Genomic DNA, 19,059 nt, shown 5'->3' on the forward strand with positions numbered 1-19,059 from the left:
CCCTACTCCGCCGCCAGCAGGTCTTCCGCGGCGCCCAGGTCGACGCTGACGAGGCGGCTGACGCCCTTTTCGATCATCGTCACGCCGAACAGGCGGTGCATCCGGCTCATCGTCACGGCGTTGTGCGTCACGATCAGGTAGCGGGTGGCGGTTTCCTTCACCATCGCGTCGAGCAAGTCGCAGAAGCGGTCGATATTGGCATCGTCGAGCGGCGCGTCGACCTCGTCGAGCACGCAGATCGGCGCGGGGTTGGTCAGGAACAGCGCGAAGATCAGCGCGATCGCGGTCAGCGCCTGTTCGCCGCCCGACAGCAGGGTCAGCGATTGCAGCCGCTTGCCCGGCGGCTGGGCGTAGATTTCGAGGCCCGCTTCCAGCGGATCGTCGCTGTCTATCAGCGCCAGGTGCGCCTGACCGCCTTCGAACAGGCGAGTGAACAGGCGCCGGAAATGGGTGTCGACCTGCTCGAACGCGGCGCGCAGCCGTTCGCGTCCCTCGCGGTTGAGATTGCCGATCGAGCCGCGCAGGCGGGCGACCGCTTCGGCCAGTTCCGCCTGCTCGGCCGCGCTGTTGCCGTGTTCCTCCTCGATCTTCGCCAGTTCCTCGGCCGCGACGAGATTGACCGGCCCGATCCGTTCGCGGCTGGCGACCAGGCGGTCCATTTCCGCCGCTTCGGTGGAGGAATCGCCGACATCGCCCTCGTCGAAATCGAAGCGGCCGGCGAGCAGGGGCGGCGGGCACTGGAAACGCTCGCCCGAAATCCGCGCCATTTCCGCGCGCCGCGCTTCCTCGTTTTCCGCCCGGGCGGCGAGGGCGGCGCGGCTTTCGCGCGCGCTGGCCAGCGCCTCGTTGGCCTCGGCAAAGGCGCGGTCGGCCGCCTCGGCCGCGTCCTGCGCTTCGGCCACTGCCGTCTCGGCCGCGGCCAGCGCCTTGCCCAGCCGTTCGCGCACGGCATCGCCCTGCTCGATCTCGCGCATCAGCCCCTCGGGCTTTGCCGCGGTGATCGCGCGTTCCTCGGCAATTTCGGCAAACCGCTGCTCCATTCCCGAAAGCCGCTGCGCCGCCTCGCCCGCGCGTGCTTGCCAGCTCGCCATGTCGCTGCGCTGCGCCGCGGTGCGTTCGCGCGCGACGGCCAGCCCCTGATCGTGCGACGCGAGTTCGGCCGCGGCGGCGAGCTGCGTGGAGCGGGCGGCCTCGTTCTTCGCCTGCGCCGCTTCCAGCGAGGCGCGGCCGGTCGCGGGATCGGGCAGGGCGTCCAGCCTTTCCTGCGCCGCGGCGAGTTCGGCCGCCGCCTGGGCGCGCTGTTCCGCCAGCTCGCGCTCCGCCTCGTCCAGTTCGGCCCGGCGCGCCGCGAGCCGCTCGCGCGCACCCTCCGCCTGGTCGAGCGCGCGCAGGGCCTGCCGCTCGCGCTCGCTCGCCTCGGCGATTTCGCGCTCGGTAGCGACGAGGGCGCGCTGGAGGGCGGAAAGCTCGTCCTGCGCGCGGGCCTGCCCGGTTTCGGCGGCATCGACCGCCTGCCGCAAGCCGGGGAGCTGGTTTTCGAGATCGGCAAAGCGATTCTCCGCCTCGAGCCGGGCCGCTTCGGCCGCACCTTCGCCGCGCGCGACGAACCCGTCCCAGCGACGCAAGTGCCCGGCCGTGGTCACCAGCCATTCGCCGGGGCCGAGCGTGCGGCCGTCGTCCTCGTCCGCGACATGGACGAGGGCAAGGCGCGCGGCGAGTTCGCTCGGGCAATCGGGCACATGCGCGGCGAGGCTGTCGGCGACGCTCGCCGGCGCCGGTCCGCCGGTCCAGAACCGGCCGTCGCCCTCGGCCGCGCCCAGCGGCGCCCTGGCATCGCGACCGAGGACCGCCGCCAGCGCGCGCTCGTACCCTTTCGCGGCGCGCACTTTGTCGAGCGCCGCGGGGCGGCCCTTGCGCCCGGCGGTCTGCCGTTCGCGCGCCTCGCGGTCGCGCTTGAGCGCGGTCCATTCGCGCTCGACCCCGGCCAGTTCGGCGCGGACCGAAGCGAGCGCGCTCGCCGCTTCATCGCGCGCGGACTGCAGCGCATCCTTGCGCGCACGCTCCGCATCGAGCGTTTCGCGCAGCCGGGCGAGATCGCGTGCGGCATCCTCCGCCGCCTTGCGCGCCCGTTCGACCGCTTCGTCGCAATCGCCCGCTTCGGCCAGCGCCCGGCGCGCGTCTTCCTGCCGCCGGGCTTCGCCATCGAGCCGTTCGAGCCTGGCGCGCGCCTGGTCGATCGCCGCCTCGGCCACGCGCCAGTCGGCCTCCACCCCGGCATGATCGGCGGTCGCACGCGCCAGCGCCAGCTCCGCCGCACGCCCGGCGCTTTCGCTTTCCTCCAGCCGCCGGGCGAGGGCGGGGCGGCGTTCCTCGGCCTCGGCCAGGGCTTTCTCGTTGGCGGCCAGGTCCTTCTCCAGCCGGGCGAGGGCTTCGGCCGCGTCGCGCGTCAGCCGGTCGGCATCGGCGCGGTCTTCCTCCAGCCGTGCCTTTTGCCGATCGAGATCGGCGAGCCGCTGCTCGGCCGCTTCGAGCTGGCTGGTGAGCGCGGCCATGCGGTGCCCGTGGGCGGAGGCATCGTCGCGCCGGTCGGCCAGTTCGTCGCGCGCTTCGGCCAGCGCCTGGGCGGCGGCGTGCTGCGCCTTCTGCGCCGCGTCGCTCGCTTCCTGGGCCGCGGTGACGCTTGCTTCGGCGGCCTGCGCTTCGCCCCGCGCAGCCTCGGCCGCGGCGGCGGCATCGCGCCAGCGGGCGAACAGCAGGCGCGCCTCGGCCACGCGAATCTCGTCGGACAGCCTGGTATAGCGCTCGGCCTGCCTGGCCTGCCGGCGGAGCGAGGCGATCTGCGAATCGAGCCCCGCCATCAGGTCTTCCAGCCGGGCGAGGTTGGCCTCGGTCTGGCGCAGCTTGCTCTCGGCATCGCGGCGGCGGACGTGGAGGCCGGCGATTCCCGCCGCTTCCTCCAGCATCATGCGCCGCTCGGCCGGCTTGGCGGCGATGACCTGGGCGATCTTGCCCTGGCTCACCAGCGCCGGGCTATGCGCGCCGGTCGCCGCATCGGCGAAAGTCAGCGCGACATCTTTCGCGCGGACATCCTTGCCGTTGACGCGATAGGCGCTGCCCGCGCCGCGCTCGATCCGGCGCATGACTTCGAAATCGCTGCCGTCGTCGGCTTCGGCCTGGAGCGAGACTTCGGCGAAATCGCGCGGCGGGCGGCTGGCGGTGCCGGCGAAGATCACGTCTTCCATCCCGCCCGACCGCATGGATCGGGGCGAGTTTTCACCCATGACCCAGCGGATCGCCTCAAGCAGGTTGGACTTGCCGCAGCCGTTGGGGCCGACGACGCCGGTAAGGCCCGGCTCGATGGTCAGGGTCGCAGGCTCGACGAAGCTCTTGAAACCGCTGAGCCTGAGCCGCCTGATCTGCATCGCCGTTCCCTGATGCCCCTCCCGCGCGGCGGCCTATCGCGCGCCGGCGTCTTGCAGCATCGGTTCCAGCGTCGCCCAGCTTTGCGTGCCGACGTTGCGGCCGTTGATGATGAAGGTCGGCGTGCCGGTTACATTGAGTTCCTGCGACTGGCTGTCCGAATTGTTGGCGATCGCCTCGACCGAATCCGCGTCGGACAGGCACTGGCGCGCCTGATCGCGGCTGACCCCGCGCGTGGCGAAGAAATCGAGGAAACCGGCGGCTTCGGCGACCGCGACGAAGCGCTGGTCTTCCGGCTGCTGCATCGCCGCCTCGAGCGCCTGCGGATTGGCCTGGGCGCCTTCCATAAGGCTGGGCAGGTTGAGCCAGACCTGTTCCGACAGGGGGTGGTAACTTTCCGGCGCGCCGCACCGAACGAGGCGAGCGAGGGTGAGGTCGAAGGCGTTATGGACCTGGTTGCGCAATTCGTAGCTGACGCGGCCGGTGGCGACGTATTTCTCCTTCAGCGGCTCCATCCCCGTGGCCGCGAAATTGGCGCAGGCACCGCAGGTCAGCGAACCGTATTCGATCAGCTTGATCGGCGCGTCGGGGTTGCCGAGCATGTAGCCGTCCGCCTCCGTCACGGTGACCGTGTCGACCCACTGCGTTCCGTCGGGCGCCGCCACGTTCTCGACCGGTTCGCCGGCCGGCGCCTCCCCTTCGGCCGGTTCCGATCCACAAGCGGCGAGGCCGAGCGCGAGCGGCGCAGCGAGTGCGGCGAGGGAGATCTGGCGGAACGTGGTCATGGCAATCCTGCTCCTTTGCGGAATTGAACGAGGCTATACGAAGGGGCGGCGGGGTTGAAGCGGGTGGGGACACTTTCCACAGCTTGTCGCCGGTCTAGAAATGCGCGTCGATCTGCGGGGCGAGCATCGACCAGTCGTGCGTTCCGGCCAGCGTGACGCCGTCGATGGCGAAACTGGGGGTGCCGGTAATGCCGTATTTCAGGCTCGCCGCCTGGCTGCTGGCGATCAGTGCCCGCGCGCCGGCATCGTCGGCCAGGCAGCGGTCGATTTCGCTGCGCGAATAGCCGCGGCTTTCCATCAGTTTGTAGAACCCGAGGTCGGACGCGATCGCGCGGCGGCGCGCGGCCTGGCTGCCGTTTTCCCATCGTGCGCGCTGCGCCGAAGTCGCGCGCGTATAGCGCTCGAGCCATTCGTCCTGCTTGTTCATGAACAATGTGTGGTTGCGCATGAATTTCGCGGGCGCGCCGCAGTTCACAAGCATGGTCGCCACCAGATCGGCCGCATTGCGGATCACCGGCTGGATTTCCAGCTCGACCCGCCCCTGGCCGATATAGGCGATCTGCAATGGCGCCTCGCCTTCGGTGGTGAAGCGCGCGCAGTGCGAACAGCTGTAGCTGACGAAAGCGGTCAGGTGGACTTTGGCATCGGGGTTGCCGATCCGGTGCGCGCCATCTTCCTCCGCCACGCGGGTGTTCCAGTTTCCGGCATTTCCCAGTGCCAGAAGCGCGGCGGCGGCAAGCGCCCCGGCGCGGGCAAGACGCGAAACCTTCATTGTCCCTCTTCCTCCTTGCTGCCCATGCTGCGGGCAAGCGATTCCAGCACCGTGCGCAGCTCGGGATCGCCGATATCGCGCAGGCTGTCGCCCAGCTCCATCGGAATCGGCTTGAGCGAAGGCGGCGCCTTGGCCGGTTCCCGAGCACGCGGCGGCTTAACCTCGCCTTGCCGCAGCTTGACCCGCGAGACGGCCTTGTATCCGAAAAAGCGGTTCACCCGTTCGATGATCTCCGGGATAACGTGCTGGATCAGCGGGGCATGGGCGGGCAGCACGACCAGCTGCAGTATCCCCTCCGCCTTCTCCCCCGGGGGAAAACGGATCGCCTCGGGCATGCACACGCGGGCGTGCTGCTCGCCGACGATTTCCGGCCAGCGCGTGACCACGCTCGACTGGACGAAGCCGAAGCGGCGGAAGGCGGTTCGTCCGATCTGCGGCATAAGGTCCGCGATCTGGCGCGCGGGCCCGCCGCGAGGCCGTTCGTAGGCGCGCGGCTGGGCGCGCGATGTCTTTGGTTTGCCGTCCCGTTCCATTGCACCGATGCCCATGCCATAGGCGGCGCGTGACTGCCAGCGGGGAGAGAACCGGAACGGATGTGGCGAGCGCGTTGCTCGCCTGGTACGACCGCCACGCGCGCGACCTGCCCTGGCGCGCGCCGCCGGGCGATCCGCCGCCTGATCCCGGTCGCGTCCGGCCCTATCGCGTCTGGCTGTCCGAAATCATGCTGCAGCAGACCACGGTTGCCGCGGTGAAGCCCTATTTCGCGACGTTCGTGCGCCGGTGGCCGACGGTGGAGGCGCTGGCCGCCGCGCCGGAGGAGGAGGTCCTCGCCGCCTGGGCGGGCCTGGGCTACTATTCGCGGGCGCGCAATCTGGTGAAATGCGCGCGAGCGGTGGCCGATCTGGGCGGTTTCCCCGACAGCGAAGCCGGCCTGCGCGCCTTGCCCGGCGTGGGGGAGTATACGGCAGCCGCGATCGCCGCGATCGCATTCGGCCGGCGCGCGGTCGTGGTCGACGCCAATGTCGAGCGGGTGGTTGCGCGGCTGTTCGCGGTGGAGGACAGCCTGCCCGCCGCGCGCAAGGCGATCCGGGCGGCGGCGGACGCGATCACGCCGCAGACGCGCAGCGGCGATTTCGCGCAGGCGATGATGGACCTCGGCTCGGCCGTCTGCACCGCGCGCCAGCCGAAATGCCTGCTCTGCCCGCTTTCGGCGAACTGCGCGGCGCAGCGGACCGGCGATCCCGCGCGCTTTCCGGTCAAGGCGCCGAAGAAGGCGAAACCCCGGCGCACCGGCACCGCCTGGTGGATCGCGCGCGGGGGGCGCGTCTGGCTGGTCCGCCGGCCGGGCAGGGGGATGTTGGGCGGAATGCGCGCACTGCCGGACGATGGATGGTCCGCGCGGGCGAGCGGCGACGGCGCGCCGCCGGTCGCGGGCGAGTGGCGCGCTGCGGGCGCGGTGCGCCACGGGTTCACCCATTTCGATCTGGAGCTTCGCGTGATGGCTCTGGTCGACGGGCCGCCACCGCCCGGCGAGGGCGAGTGGTGGCCGCTCGCCGATCTCGAGTCCGCAGGACTGCCGACCCTCTTTGCCAAGGCCGCGCGGCGTGCCATCGCGCGCTGAACCCGGCCGGCGCAAACTTCGACCATGGATGAGGTTTATGCGCGGGAAATATCTAAAGCTCGCTCGAACTTTTGCTCTTCCCCGAACCGCCGTTTTTGCGGTGCGGCGCTAGATGATTCCGCCGCCGAGCATCAGCCGGATCACCGCGATCGCGAACACGATCAGGCAGAAATTGCGGCCGCCGTTGGAAGACGACAGCGCGCCGAGACCGATGCCGACGACCACGATCGGCAGGGCGAACCAGTTGCCCCAGCCGAGCAGCGGGATCGTGGAAGGGATGACGATCACGAGCGCGACTATCCCGACGAGGATGGAAAGCAGGTTCAGCATGTGTTCTATATTAGTAACACAGTCGTCTTGTGCAAGGGGCAATTGACCGTTCGCGCGCGATGCCGCAAACCTCCGCCCGACCGATTGCAAAAGAGGATCGTTCGATGGGATCGAGGACGTTCGACGATGCGGTGCTGTCGCGCCGCGCACTGCTTCGCGCCGGAGCCTTGCTGGGGGCAGGGGCTGCGCTGGGGACGCTGCCCTTCGGGCGCGCGGCGCTGGCCCATGCGGGCCACTGGCCTTCGGTAATGGCACTGGCGGACGATTACGTTTCCGCGCGCAAGGTGGCCAACATGGTCGCCGTCATGGGCTGGCAGCAGCGCGAGCCCGACGTGATTGCGCGCGGCACGCTGGCGATCGGGCAGGCGGTGCCGGCCGGGCTCGACAGCCTCTATCGCATCTATTCGATGACCAAGCCGATCACCGGCATGGCGACGATGATGCTGATAGAAGACGACAAGCTCGGGCTCGATCAGCCGCTGGCCGAAATCCTGCCCGCTTTCGCCGACATGCAGGTGCAGAAGACCTACGACGGATCGATCGCCGAGCTGGAGCCGGCGGAACGGCCGATCACCATTCGCCATCTGCTGACCCATACCGCCGGGCTCGGCTATTCGATCATCCAGAAGGGGCCGATCAAGGCCGCATACGAACGTGCGGGCGTGGTGCCGGGGCGGGTGACCAGGCTGCCGCTGGGCGCGATCTTCGGCCGCGGCGAGGCGGCGCCCAGCCTGAAGGCTTTTGCCGACAACCTGGCGCGCCTGCCGCTCGTCGCCCAACCGGGAACGCGCTGGAGTTATTCGGTCTCGCTCGACCTTCTCGGCCGGGTGATCGAAGTGGTCTCGGGCAAGCCGTTCGACGCTTTTCTGAAAGAGCGGCTGTTCGATCCGCTGGGCATGACAAGCACATGGTTCCACGTCCCGGCGAGCGAAGTCGGGCGCCTGACGACCAATTACGGCGTCGTGAACGGCCGCCCCATGCCGCTCGACCCGGCGCGCGCCTCGATCTATCTCGACCCGCCGGCGTTCCCCTTCGGCGGCGCGGGCCTGGTGTCGAGCCCGCGCGATTACGACCGTTTCCTGCAAATGCTGGTCGGCTACGGCCGGCTGGGCGGCAAGCGGGTGATGAGCGAAGCGGCGGTGCGCCTCGGCACCTCGAACCTCCTGCCCGACGGGGTGAGCACGGCGGGCACGTTTGCCGACGGGTCCGGCTTCGGCGCCGGCGGGCGTGTCGGGCTGGGCGAGCAGGCGGGCACGTTCGGCTGGGGCGGCGCCGCCGGCACGGTCGCCTTCGCCGACTTGCGGCGCGGCCTGCGCGCGGCGCTGTTCACCCAGTACATGCCGGCCGAGGCCTATCCGCTCCACAGCGCCTTCCCCGCGGCGGTGACGAAAGATCTGGCGGCCCTGGCCGCGGCGCAGACCTGACGGTGCCAGCGGCAGGGAAGACGCTGGCGTTTACCGGCTGCACGCTCGACCGGGCGGACAACGTGCGGGCCGACGCGGATGCGCTGGCCGGGCACATGAACTGGCGCGCGCGGCTCCTCGCGCTCGACGGCATGATGCCCGCGCTCGACGATACCGGGCGGCTGGCCTGGGGCACGCTGGCCGATGCGCCCGAAGATGCCGAACTGGTCTTCCTGGGCTTCGATGCCGGCGAGAACGGCGGGGGACGCGCCTGTTTCGCGGCCGTGCCGCCGCAGGGCGATCCGCGCCCGCGCATGGCCAATCCGCAGCTGTGGAACCTCATGGCGGCGCTCTCGCCCGAAGACCTGGCGCTTTACGGCGGCGCGCGCAGCCTGGTGGACTGGCACGCGCGGCATCGTTTCTGCCCGGCGTGCGGCGGCCCCACGCGGATCGCCAAGGGCGGCTGGCAGCGCGACTGCGTGGCGGAGAGCGGCGGCTGCGGCGCGCAGCAGTTCCCGCGCACCGACCCGGTCACGATCATGCTGGTCGAACATGACGGGCGGCTGATGCTGGGCCGCGGGCTCGGCTGGCCGGAGGGGCGCTTTTCCGCGCTCGCCGGGTTCGTCGAGCCGGGCGAAAGCATCGAGGAGGCCGTGGCCCGCGAAGTGCTGGAGGAATCGGGCGTGCGCGTGCGCGACGTGTCCTACGTCGCCAGCCAGCCCTGGCCGTTCCCCAGCCAGCTGATGATCGGCTGCCATGCCCACGCCGAGAGCGACGCCGTGACCGTCGACGAGACCGAACTGGCGGAAATCCGCTGGTTTACGCGCGACGAGGTTTCCGCTGCGCTCGCCGGAACGCCCGATGCGCCATTCACCGCGCCGCCCCCGCACGCGATCGCGCATCACTTGCTCGAATGGTGGATTGCCGAATGAAGACGCTGACGATCGACATCTGGTCCGATGTCATGTGCCCCTGGTGCCTGGTCGGCTGGGGCAATCTGCGCCAGGCGCTCGACACGCTGGAGGGCGAGATTGCGGCCGAGGTCCGTTGGCGCCCGTTCGAACTCAATCGCGACATGCAGCCCGAGGGCGAGGAACAGCAGGCGCATCTGCGCCGCAAATACGGCCGCAGCGAGGCCGAGGGGCAGGCCGTGCGCGAGCGCATGCGCGCCATGGCCGACGAAGCCGGCGTCTCGCTCGACTGGAACGGGGAGGGCGAGGCTCCGCCGGCGATGATGTGGAACACGTTTGCCGCGCACCGCCTGCTCGGCTGGGCGCTGGAAGGTGCGGGGCCGGAACGTCAGACCGCGCTCAAGCTCGCGCTGTTCCGCGCCCATTTCAACCACCGCCGGCGGATCGGCGACGAAGCCGTCCTGCTCGACATTGCGGAAGAAACCGGGTTCGACCGTGCTGCCGCGCGCGCGGCGTTGGACGATGCCGCGCTGGCAGCCCGCGTGCGTGCCGAGGAAGAGCGGGCGCTCGATCTCAACATCACCGGCGTGCCGGCAATGGTGGTCGAGGGCAAGTTCCTGATCCCCGGCGCGCAGCCGGCCGCAACCTATAGCGAGGCGCTGCGCCGGGTTGCGGCGAAGACATAGGGCCGATCGGCCGACGCCGAGCCCGCTTTTCCCCGTTTCGCGCCTGAGGCCGCCTGGTCTCGCATCTCCTGTCGTTCGATCCATCCGGGGCCGCTGAACGTTCGCGGCCCGATTCGCGCGGACAGGCGCCGTCTCGCGCCTTGCCCCATACCGAATTGCTCTTCCCGCCATCGCTTTGCGGCGGCGGGATCGCCGTCCTGCGCAAGTGCCGGCGCCCTCGCGGACGAGGCCGGTTTCCGCTCGCGAAACGCGGGCCGGACTCGGCTCCCGGTGAGACAAATCTAGGGTTTTACAGTTCGAGATGTAAGTAAAATGTTGTAAACATAGAGACTTTCTCTTTGTGATTATCATTGTGTGGATGTAGGCAACAATTATTAATTGGATGCCTTCGGTGAGAGAGGGTAATTTCCCTCATACCAATTTCAAAGATGGCAGCAAGTTTTCAAACTATATGAAAACCAGGCCAGATATCTGCCACCTCCAATCGATTACTATTTAATAATAGTTGGGCAATGAAATGAATATTTTGAAGCTGAAATCCGCACTTGTCGCACTTCCCCTCCTGCTGGGAGCGGCCGCTATGCCCGCCTCCGGGGCGGAGGCGCAAGCTCAGGGGCCGCAGGTTTCGGCTCAGCCTTCGGATGCAGCCCGGGCGCAGCAATTGTCGGGCGATATCTTCATTCGCAATGCGCTTGCGACGGTCCAGGCGCTCGATGCGGGTAGGGCCGCGCAGGTTTACGATGCCGGTTCGGCGGCGCTGAAGGCGGTTTCCACCAGGCAGCAGTTTGTCGAGGCCGTGGCATCGACCAATGCCCGCACTGGCGGCGTGGTTGCACGCGAATGGTCGCGGCTCGAACGTGTCCGGGTGGCTCCGCCTGCGGCCGATGCGGCCGCTCCTGCGGTGCCGGAGGGCAGCTACGTCACCGTTTACCTGCTTGCGCGCACCGCTCGCGGCCAAGCGCATCTCGAGCAGGTCAGCTTCCGGCTCGACGAAGACAACCAGTGGCGCCTTGCCGGCGTCACCGCGGCGCTGCCGCAGCAGCAGCCGCAGCAGCCGCAGGGCTGATTTCCATTCTGCTCCGGCCCGACGGCCGGAGCCGTGCCTGACGTCGACTGAAAAGGACGAATCATGAGCAACAACCGCAACGCCCATTCCATCTGCCAGTACGGCCACGATGCCAGCCAGATGCTCACGAGTTCGAACGGACTCGGCAAGGGCGTCCGGCGGCGGATCATGGCGATCCTGCGTCTTTCTTCCGCCTGCGTGGCCTTCGGCCGCCAGCGCGGGCTCGGCGCGCTGGGGCATTCGTCTTCGCGCGTGGCCTTTGTCGTGCCTGCCGCGCTGGGCTCGGCCCTCGCGCTCGGCATTGCCGCGCCTTCGGCTGTGGCGGACACTCTGGAGTCCGGCGGCACTTGCGTTTCCGCCGGGTCGGGTGTGGTCGGCAATGAACCGAACCAGGGCAATACGACCGACCAGCCGGCCGATGGCAGCGGCACCTATTCGACGGTCGCCGGCTGCAATGCCGACGGTCACAACCAGCTCGGCGTCACCGTTTTCGGCACCCGGGCCGATGGCTTTGGAGCAGGTGCAGTCGCCGTCGGTTACAACGCCGATGCGGTGAAATGGGCTTCGGCCTTCGGTCTGGACGCCAATGCCTCGGCGACCGGATCGGTGGCGCTGGGCTTCAGCGCGGTGTCGAGCGGTGCCAATGCGGTTGCCATCGGCAGCGCGGGCGGCGATGGCACGACCCCGCTGACCGTCGCGAACTCGACCACCGCCTCGGGCGCCGGCGCGGTGGCGATCGGCAGCAATGCGACCCGCGGCGCGCAGGCCCGCAGTGCGAATTCGATCGCGCTCGGCGGCGAGGCGACGGTCGGTTCCGGCGCGACTTCGGGCATCGCGATCGGCACGGCAGCCACGGCGAACGGCAACGGTTCCGTCGTTATTGGCGCTTCGGCGGAAAATGCCGCGACGATTACGGCGGTCGTCATCGGCCCCGATGCGACAAGCATCAGCACGGCCGGTGTGGTTATCGCGCATGCGAGAAACGATGAATTGGGAGTTCCGACGGCCTTGACGACCGACGGAGCCACGCCATCCATCCTCTATTCGGTTGCGGTTGGCGATAGTGCCGAAGCGGGGAACGGCGGAACGGCGGTCGGGTCGAAGGCGAGTGCCGTTGGAAACGGCGCCCTCGCCCTGGGGGCAGGCACCAGCGCCAGTGGCACTGTGGCGACGGCAGTTGGTTTCGCCAGCTATGCAACGGGCGAATATTCGCAGTCCTTCGGGTACGAAAGCGCTGCAAGCGGCGACTTCGGGACGGCTATCGGTTCGACTTCGACGGCTTCTGGCATCTCCTCGGTGGCGCTTGGCACCTCGGCATCGGCGACGGGCGAGCACGCGGTGGCGATAGGGTCGTCGCCCACCAACAGCCCGCAACAGGACAGCACCACGAATACGCGCGCCAGCGGGGCCAACTCGCTGGCCCTCGGCACGTCGGCGGTCGCGGCAAACAGCAATGCCATCGCGATCGGCACCGGTGCCGAAGCCACGGGTGCGCAATCGATCAGCATCGGCACGGGCAATCAGGTCAGCGGCGACAACTCGGGCGCGATCGGCGATCCGACGACGATTACGGGGACGGGCAGCTATTCGCTGGGCAACGACAACACGATCGATGCCGACGAAGCGGGCGTGTTCGGCAACAACAACGTCCTGACGGCAGCGGCAGATGGCAGCCGGATCATCGGCAACGGCAACAATGTCGATGTTGCCGATGCCTTCGTGATCGGCAATGGCGCCGATGCGACCGTCGCGGGCGGTGTCGCGCTGGGCAGCGGCTCGGTCGCCGGTACGGCAGCCGGTGTCGCCGGTTACGACCCGGTGACGGGCGCGCCTTCCACCGACGCGACGCCGACCTGGCAGAGCACTGCCAGCGCGGTCGCCGTGGGCGACGCTGCGGGCGGGGTGACGCGCCAGATCACCGGCGTCGCCGCCGGCACCGAACTGACCGACGCGGTCAATGTGGCGCAGCTCCAGGCGGCGCAGGCTGCGGCGACGACGCATTACTACAGCGTCAACGATGGCGGCGTGATCGGCGGCAACTACAACAACGACGGCGCCACGGGCCTGAATGCCCTGGCAGCGGGGGTCGATGCCTCTGCCGCGGGCGTGGATGCCGCCGCCATTGGTCTGGGTGCCGATGCCTCGGCGGAAAAGAGCACTGCCATTGGCCCGAATGCGACCGCCTCGGGCGATTTCTCGGTGGCCATCGGCAGCAACTCCGAGGCGCTGGGAGTCCATGCCGTCGTCCTGGGTGCAGACAGCCGGGCCGACGCGGTGTCCACGGCGCTGGGCCAGAACGCCAATGCGGAAACGGTCGACGGACAGGGCTTCGCCACGGCGGTGGGCAACAGCAGCCTGGCAAACCAGGTCGGCGCGGTCGCGCTGGGTGCGGGTGCGAACGCGACCGGCGAGCGAGCGACGGCACTGGGTGCCGATACTACGGCTTCCGGCGGCTACAGCGTGGCTCTGGGGCAGAACGCGCTGGCGACCGCAGACCGTGGCGCTGCGTTGGGCGTCGGGGCGCAAGCCCTGGCCGAGGGTGGCATTGCGCTCGGGGCGGGGTCGATTGCTGACACTGCCGCAGGCGTTGCCGGCTACGACCCCCTCACCGGGCTCGGCTCCACGGATCCGTCTTCCACCTGGGTCAGTACGCTTGGCGCCGTCAGTGTCGGCGGCGCAGGCGATACGCGCCAGATCACCGATGTCGCGGCGGGCACCGAACTGACCGACGCGGTCAATGTCGCGCAGTTGCAGGCGGTCGAATCGCTGGCGACGTCCGGCTGGAATGTGACCGACGGCACGACCGGGGCGAATATCGGCCCGGACGGGACGGTGACCTTCACCGGCGATACGAACATCTCGGTGGCGCAGACGGGTGTGGACGACAACGGCGCGGTCGAGATTGCGCTGAACCCCGATGTCGACCTGACCGCTGCGGGCAGCCTGACGGTGGGCGATACTCTGGTCGACACCAATGGCCTTGCAGTGACCGACGGTGTGACGACAACGGCCGTAGGGGCCGACGGCGTAACCAGCGGAACGGTGGTGCTGAGCGGGGTGTCGAACGACATCACCGGTCTCGGCAACACGACGCTGACCGATCCGAGCTTCGGCACGGTCGGCCGCGCGGCGACCGAGGAGCAGCTGGCGATCGTCAACCAGACCGCGAGCGCGGGCTGGAACGTCAGCGCGCAGGGCGCGAACGCGACCAATGTCTCGGTGGCAAGCGCGACCGGTGCTGACGTCGACCTCAACAATGCCGACGGCAATATCGAGGTCACGAAGGCGACCGACAGCAACGATGTCACGTTCGACCTGGCCGACGATATCACGGTCGACAGCATGGTTGCGGGCAACACCACGATCGACACCGATGGCCTGACCATCGCGGGCGGGCCCAGCGTGACCAGCGGCGGCATCGACGCCGGCGGCACGGTGATCTCCAACGTCGCCCCCGGCATCGCTGGCACCGATGCGGTCAACCTCGACCAGCTTCAGGCGGCACAGGCGGCCGCGACGACGCATTACTACAGCGTCAACGATGGCGGCGTGATCGGCGGCAATTATAACAACGACGGCGCGATAGGAACGAACTCGCTTGCAGCGGGTGTGAATGCCCAAGCCCAAGCAGCCGACAGCGTGGCAATAGGCCTGAATAGTCAAACGACGGATATAAATGCCACGTCAATAGGTGCTTATTCTACCACTCAGGGAGTGAACGATACGGCGCTGGGGGCCTTCGCCGCCGCCAACGGACACGAATCGACGGCCCTCGGTGCTGGAAGTTTTGTGTATGACAGCGGAACCGGTGTCGGCTTCAACACCTCGGTCGAGGGCCGCGGTGTGGCGGTCGGGCACAGCGCTTCGACGGTCGTGGACGGCACGGCGCTTGGTTCGAGCAGTAGTGTCACAACTGCATATGGTGTGGCGCTGGGCAGCGGTTCGGTCGCCAGCACGGCAGCGGGCGAAACGGGCTACGTTCCGACCGGTGCGCTGGCGGGCGATGCCGCGGCCATTGCCGCTACGGATAGCACGACGCTTGGCGCCGTCAGTGTCGGCAGTGCCGGCAATACGCGCCAGATCACCAATGTCGCCGCTGGTACGCAAGACAGCGACGCGGTCAATGTCGCGCAGTTGCAGGCGGTCGAATCGCTGGCGACGTCCGGCTGGAACGTGACCGATGGCACGACCGGTGCGAATATCGGCCCGGACGGGACGGTGACCTTCACCGGCGATACGAACATTTCGGTGGCCCAGACGGGTGTGGACGACAACGGCGCGGTCGAGATTGCGCTGAATCCCGATGTCGACCTGACCGCTGCGGGCAGTCTGACGGTGGGCGATACTCTGGTCGACACCAATGGCCTTGCAGTGACCGACGGTGTGACGACAACGGCCGTAGGGGCCGACGGCGTGACCAGCGGGACGGTGGTGCTGAGCGGGGTGTCGAACGACATCACCGGTCTCGGCAACACGACGCTGACCGATCCGAGCTTCGGCACGGTCGGCCGCGCGGCGACCGAAGAGCAGCTGGCGATCGTCAACCAGACCGCGAGCGCGGGCTGGAACGTCAGCGCACAGGGCGCGAACGCGACCAATGTCTCGGTAGCAAGCGCGACCGGCAGCGATGTCGACCTCAACAATGCCGACGGCAATATCGACGTGACGAAGGCGGCGGACAGCAACGATGTCACCTTCGACCTCGCGTCCGATCTGGTGATCGACAACAGCATCACCGTTGGCGACACGGTCATCGACGGCGACAGCGTGACGACGACCAACCTGACGGTGACGGGCGACACCCAGCTGGGCGACAACTTCGTCGTGAACGACGGCGGCGTCTACTACGACGGCCCGGTCACCGAGGGTAACCACATCGTCAACAAGACCTATGTGGACGACTCGGTCACCGCGGTTACCGAAGCGGGGCTGAACTTCGCCGATGCTGCGGGCAATCTGGTTCATGTCGATCTGGGCGGCACGCTGCCCGTGATCGGTGCGACCACGCAGGTCGTGACTTCCCTATCGACCTCGGCCCCGACAGTGGGCACTTACTCGTCGGCCAATGTCCAGACCATCGCGGACGCCGCGACCGGTCAGGTCCAGGTCCAGATCGCGGACAGCCCGAAATTTGGCGATGTCACCATCAACGACAACGGCACCGGCCGGATCACGGGCGTGACGGCGGGCACGGCGGACACCGATGCGGTCAACGTCGCCCAGCTGAACGAAGTGAGCGATATCGCCAATGCCGGCTGGAACGTGACGGCGCAGGGCGCGAACGGCACCAATGTCGGTGTCAACAGCCCGACGGGTAACAGCGTCGACCTCAACAACAGCGACGGCAATATCGAGGTTACCAAGACTGCCGACAGCAACGATGTCACCTTCGACCTCGCATCCGATCTGGTGATCGACAACAGCATCACCGTCGGCGACACGATCATCGACGGCGACAGCGTGTCGACGACCAACCTGACGGTGACGGGCGACACGCAGCTGGGCGACAACTTCGTCGTGAACGACGGCGGCGTCTACTACGACGGCCCGGTCACCGAAGATAACCACATCGTCAACAAGTCGTATGTGGACGAGTCGATCACGACGGCCGTCAGCAACGTCAACATCGGTTTTGCGGGCAATTCGGGCGGTGCGGTGACCCGTTCGTCCGGCCAGGTTCTGACTATACAGGGTGAGGGCACGACTGCGGGCGATTATTCGGGGGCGAACATTCGCACGGTTACCGATCCGGCGACGGGTTCGGTCAACATCGAGATGGCGGAGAGCCCGCAGTTCGGCAATGTGACGGTCAACGCCGACGGCACCGGCAAGATCACCGGCGTGACGGCGGGCGAACTGTCGTCGACCAGCACCGATGCGGTGAACGGCAGCCAGATCGTTGCCCTGGGCGACAGCATCGCCTCTTCGCTCAGCCCCGGGTCGAGCTACGATCCGGCGACGAACACCATCAACACGCAGATCGCGGTGGGCGGCAACGTCTACAACAACGTCGAATCGGCGATCCAGGCGGTCAACAGCAACGCTTCGGCCGGGTGGAACGTCACCACCGGCGCGACCGGGTCGGGCGTGGCCACGGGGTCGAGTGTGGCCAATGTCGCACCGGGCGCCACGGCCAGCTTCACCGCCGGCAACAACATGATGATCCACCAGAACGGGACCGAGGTTCAGGTTGCGCTGAACCCCAACCTGACCGGGATCGAGAGCATTGCGATCGAGAACGGGCCGACCATCGACGGCAACGGCATCGATATGGGCGGCACGCGGATCACCAATGTCGGCGCCGGGGTCGCACCCACCGACGCGGTGAACCTGGGCCAGCTCAACGCCGGCCTGGCCGATACGCTCAACCAGGCGAACCACTATACCGACGCGATGATTGCGGATCTGCGGTTCGACCTGTCCGACTATCGCAGCGATGCGAACGGGGGCACGGCCTCGGCCATGGCCATGGGCATGGTCCCGCAGGCTTTCGAGCCGGGCATGGGGATCATGGGCTTCGGCATTTCGCACTGGCAGGGCGAGCAGGCCATCGCGGTCGGGTTCTCGAAGGCTTCGGACAACGGCCGGTTCGTGATCCGCGCCACCGGCACCTACAACACCCGGAACCAGGCCGGCGCGGCGATCGGTGCGGGGATCCAGTTCTGACACGCCGGACCCGCATCCCCCTTCGGCCTAACACATTTGGAGATCGTCAGGTGAACATTCGTAATCCCGTGATCGCAGCCGCCCTTGCCATGACCTTTGCCGGCTCTGCCGGAGCCGCAGAGCCGGGCAACGGCACCCCGACCTATCGCCCCGGACACGACGCTTCGGTGGAGTTCCCGGCACCGCGCAAAGCCACGCGCAAGGACGGGGCCTTCGTGCCGCCGCGCAACGTCGCGATGGTCGCCCCGGGCATGACCAAGAACCAGATATACACCCTGCTGGACGTGCCGCACTTCCACGAAGGCCTGTTCTTCGTGCGGAAGTGGAACTACATCCTCAACTTCTACACCGGCAAGGGGGACGAACACGTCGCCTGCCAGTACCAGATCCGGTTCGACAAGAAGGCGCGGGTCGAAAACACGTTCTTCCGCGATGCCGAATGCGTGCAGTTGCTCGACCGCCTGCTGGCGCCCGACGTCGTCACCGTCGCAGGGCCCGCCACGCCGGCCAAACCGGCCAAGACCTATCGCTTCAACTTCGCATTCGACAGCGCCGAGATCGACGATCGGGGCCATGCCACACTGCGCGAAGCGGCCGAGGAAGTCCGCGCCGGCGACTACCGGGAGGTTATCGTGACCGGGTTTACCGACACGATGGGCGATACGGATTACAACGATGCGCTTGCCGCCCGCCGCGCGGCCGTGTCGGCCAGTGCCTTGCGCGGCATGGTCGGCGGGATTCCCGTCTATGCCCGGGCCGCGCGCGATCTGGAGGTTCCGACCGGCTCGCAGAAACGCGAGCTGCGCAACCGCCAGGTCCTGATCGAGCTGTACACGACCACCGTCGATCGTCCGGCGCCGGTAACCGATCGATGATGGCCCGGCCGCATCTGCCGGGGCTTGCCGCCCTGACTTTCGTGGCCGCGTGCTGCGCGGCCCTGCCCCCGGGCCTTGCCGCGCAGGGCCGCGACGGGCCTTCGGCCCAGGCAGGCTCGCCCGCTGCGGCGCCCGCGCAGCTCGGGCCGAGCGATTTCCTCAACGCAGCGCTCCACATCGTGGCGGCGGTCGACCGCTACGAAATGGGCGAGATCTGGGACAAGTCCTCGCCGATCATGAAAGCGAGCATTCCGCGCGACCGCTTCGTCGGCAATACCGCGCAGCAGCGGGCCATGCTCGGCGCCGTCAGCAACCGCGAATGGCGCGCCATCATGCGCGTCGTGCTCGACACGGGCGACGGACCTCTGCCCCCGGGACGATACATGTCCGTCCGCTTCGCAACGGCAGGACAAAGCGGCATCACGATGGAAGAAGTCGTCTCCTTCCATCTCGACGCCGACGGACAATGGAAACTCGCCGGTTACACCATCAACCGGATGTAGCACGACCCGCGGCATCGCCCG

13 protein-coding genes are annotated in these 19,059 nt (G+C 68.2%); 8 read left to right on the plus strand and 5 right to left on the minus strand.

The features are described 5' to 3' along the window. Positions 1-2: 2 nt before the first annotated feature. The 4 genes from V5F89_RS10240 to V5F89_RS10255 all read right to left on the minus strand — a co-directional run bounded on the left by V5F89_RS10240 (position 3) and on the right by V5F89_RS10255 (position 5,510). Entirely contained in the window at positions 3-3,422 is a 3,420-nt protein-coding gene (locus tag V5F89_RS10240) for a chromosome segregation SMC family protein (RefSeq protein ID WP_338445549.1), read from the minus strand. Between the two features lie 33 nt (positions 3,423-3,455). After that, positions 3,456-4,205: a thioredoxin domain-containing protein gene (locus tag V5F89_RS10245; protein ID WP_338445550.1), complete on the minus strand. Its 750-nt coding sequence runs from the start codon at positions 4,203-4,205 to the stop codon at positions 3,456-3,458. 94 nt (positions 4,206-4,299) lie between these two features. Then, positions 4,300-4,977 carry a thioredoxin domain-containing protein gene (locus tag V5F89_RS10250; RefSeq protein ID WP_338445551.1) on the minus strand — a complete coding sequence of 226 codons (678 nt, stop codon included), beginning with the start codon at positions 4,975-4,977 and terminating at the stop codon, positions 4,300-4,302. Further along, positions 4,974-5,510, minus strand: a complete 537-nt coding sequence (locus V5F89_RS10255; RefSeq protein WP_338445552.1) for a DUF721 domain-containing protein — start codon at positions 5,508-5,510, stop codon at positions 4,974-4,976. Before V5F89_RS10255 ends, V5F89_RS10250 begins: the two co-directional genes overlap by 4 nt. Positions 5,511-5,539: 29 nt before the next feature. On the opposite strand from V5F89_RS10255, the gene mutY reads away from it, so the two are divergent. Continuing rightward, entirely contained in the window at positions 5,540-6,598 is a 1,059-nt protein-coding gene (gene mutY / locus V5F89_RS10260) for an A/G-specific adenine glycosylase (RefSeq protein WP_425334348.1), read from the plus strand. 108 nt (positions 6,599-6,706) lie between these two features. Here mutY and V5F89_RS10265 read toward each other — a convergent pair whose 3' ends face one another. After that, on the minus strand, positions 6,707-6,928 hold the full coding sequence (locus V5F89_RS10265) for a hypothetical protein (RefSeq protein ID WP_338445554.1): 222 nt from the start codon (positions 6,926-6,928) through the stop codon (positions 6,707-6,709). A 104-nt stretch (positions 6,929-7,032) separates the two neighbouring features. On the opposite strand from V5F89_RS10265, the gene V5F89_RS10270 reads away from it, so the two are divergent. The 7 genes from V5F89_RS10270 to V5F89_RS10300 all read left to right on the plus strand — a co-directional run bounded on the left by V5F89_RS10270 (position 7,033) and on the right by V5F89_RS10300 (position 19,038). Beyond that, positions 7,033-8,352 carry a serine hydrolase domain-containing protein gene (locus V5F89_RS10270; RefSeq protein ID WP_338445555.1) on the plus strand — a complete coding sequence of 440 codons (1,320 nt, stop codon included), beginning with the start codon at positions 7,033-7,035 and terminating at the stop codon, positions 8,350-8,352. After that, positions 8,349-9,263 carry an NAD(+) diphosphatase gene (nudC, locus tag V5F89_RS10275; protein WP_425334384.1) on the plus strand — a complete coding sequence of 305 codons (915 nt, stop codon included), beginning with the start codon at positions 8,349-8,351 and terminating at the stop codon, positions 9,261-9,263. The genes V5F89_RS10270 and nudC overlap by 4 nt, the downstream gene beginning before the upstream one ends. Continuing rightward, entirely contained in the window at positions 9,260-9,928 is a 669-nt protein-coding gene (locus tag V5F89_RS10280; RefSeq protein ID WP_338445556.1) for a DsbA family oxidoreductase, read from the plus strand. Before nudC ends, V5F89_RS10280 begins: the two co-directional genes overlap by 4 nt. 517 nt (positions 9,929-10,445) lie before the next feature. Beyond that, positions 10,446-10,994: a DUF4019 domain-containing protein gene (locus tag V5F89_RS10285; RefSeq protein ID WP_338445557.1), complete on the plus strand. Its 549-nt coding sequence runs from the start codon at positions 10,446-10,448 to the stop codon at positions 10,992-10,994. A gap of 63 nt (positions 10,995-11,057) precedes the next feature. Then, positions 11,058-17,660 (plus strand): YadA-like family protein, encoded by a 6,603-nt coding sequence (locus V5F89_RS10290; protein WP_338445558.1) that lies wholly within the window; start codon positions 11,058-11,060, stop codon positions 17,658-17,660. A 50-nt stretch (positions 17,661-17,710) separates the two neighbouring features. Further along, complete coding sequence (gene bamE, locus V5F89_RS10295; RefSeq protein ID WP_338445559.1) at positions 17,711-18,535, plus strand: outer membrane protein assembly factor BamE domain-containing protein; 825 nt, start codon at positions 17,711-17,713, stop codon at positions 18,533-18,535. Continuing rightward, positions 18,532-19,038, plus strand: a complete 507-nt coding sequence (locus V5F89_RS10300) for a DUF4019 domain-containing protein (RefSeq protein ID WP_338445560.1) — start codon at positions 18,532-18,534, stop codon at positions 19,036-19,038. Before bamE ends, V5F89_RS10300 begins: the two co-directional genes overlap by 4 nt. Positions 19,039-19,059: the final 21 nt, after the last annotated feature.

Source organism: Pelagerythrobacter marensis, from assembly GCF_036700095.1.
Taxonomy (GTDB): Bacteria; Pseudomonadota; Alphaproteobacteria; order Sphingomonadales; family Sphingomonadaceae; genus Pelagerythrobacter; species Pelagerythrobacter marensis_A.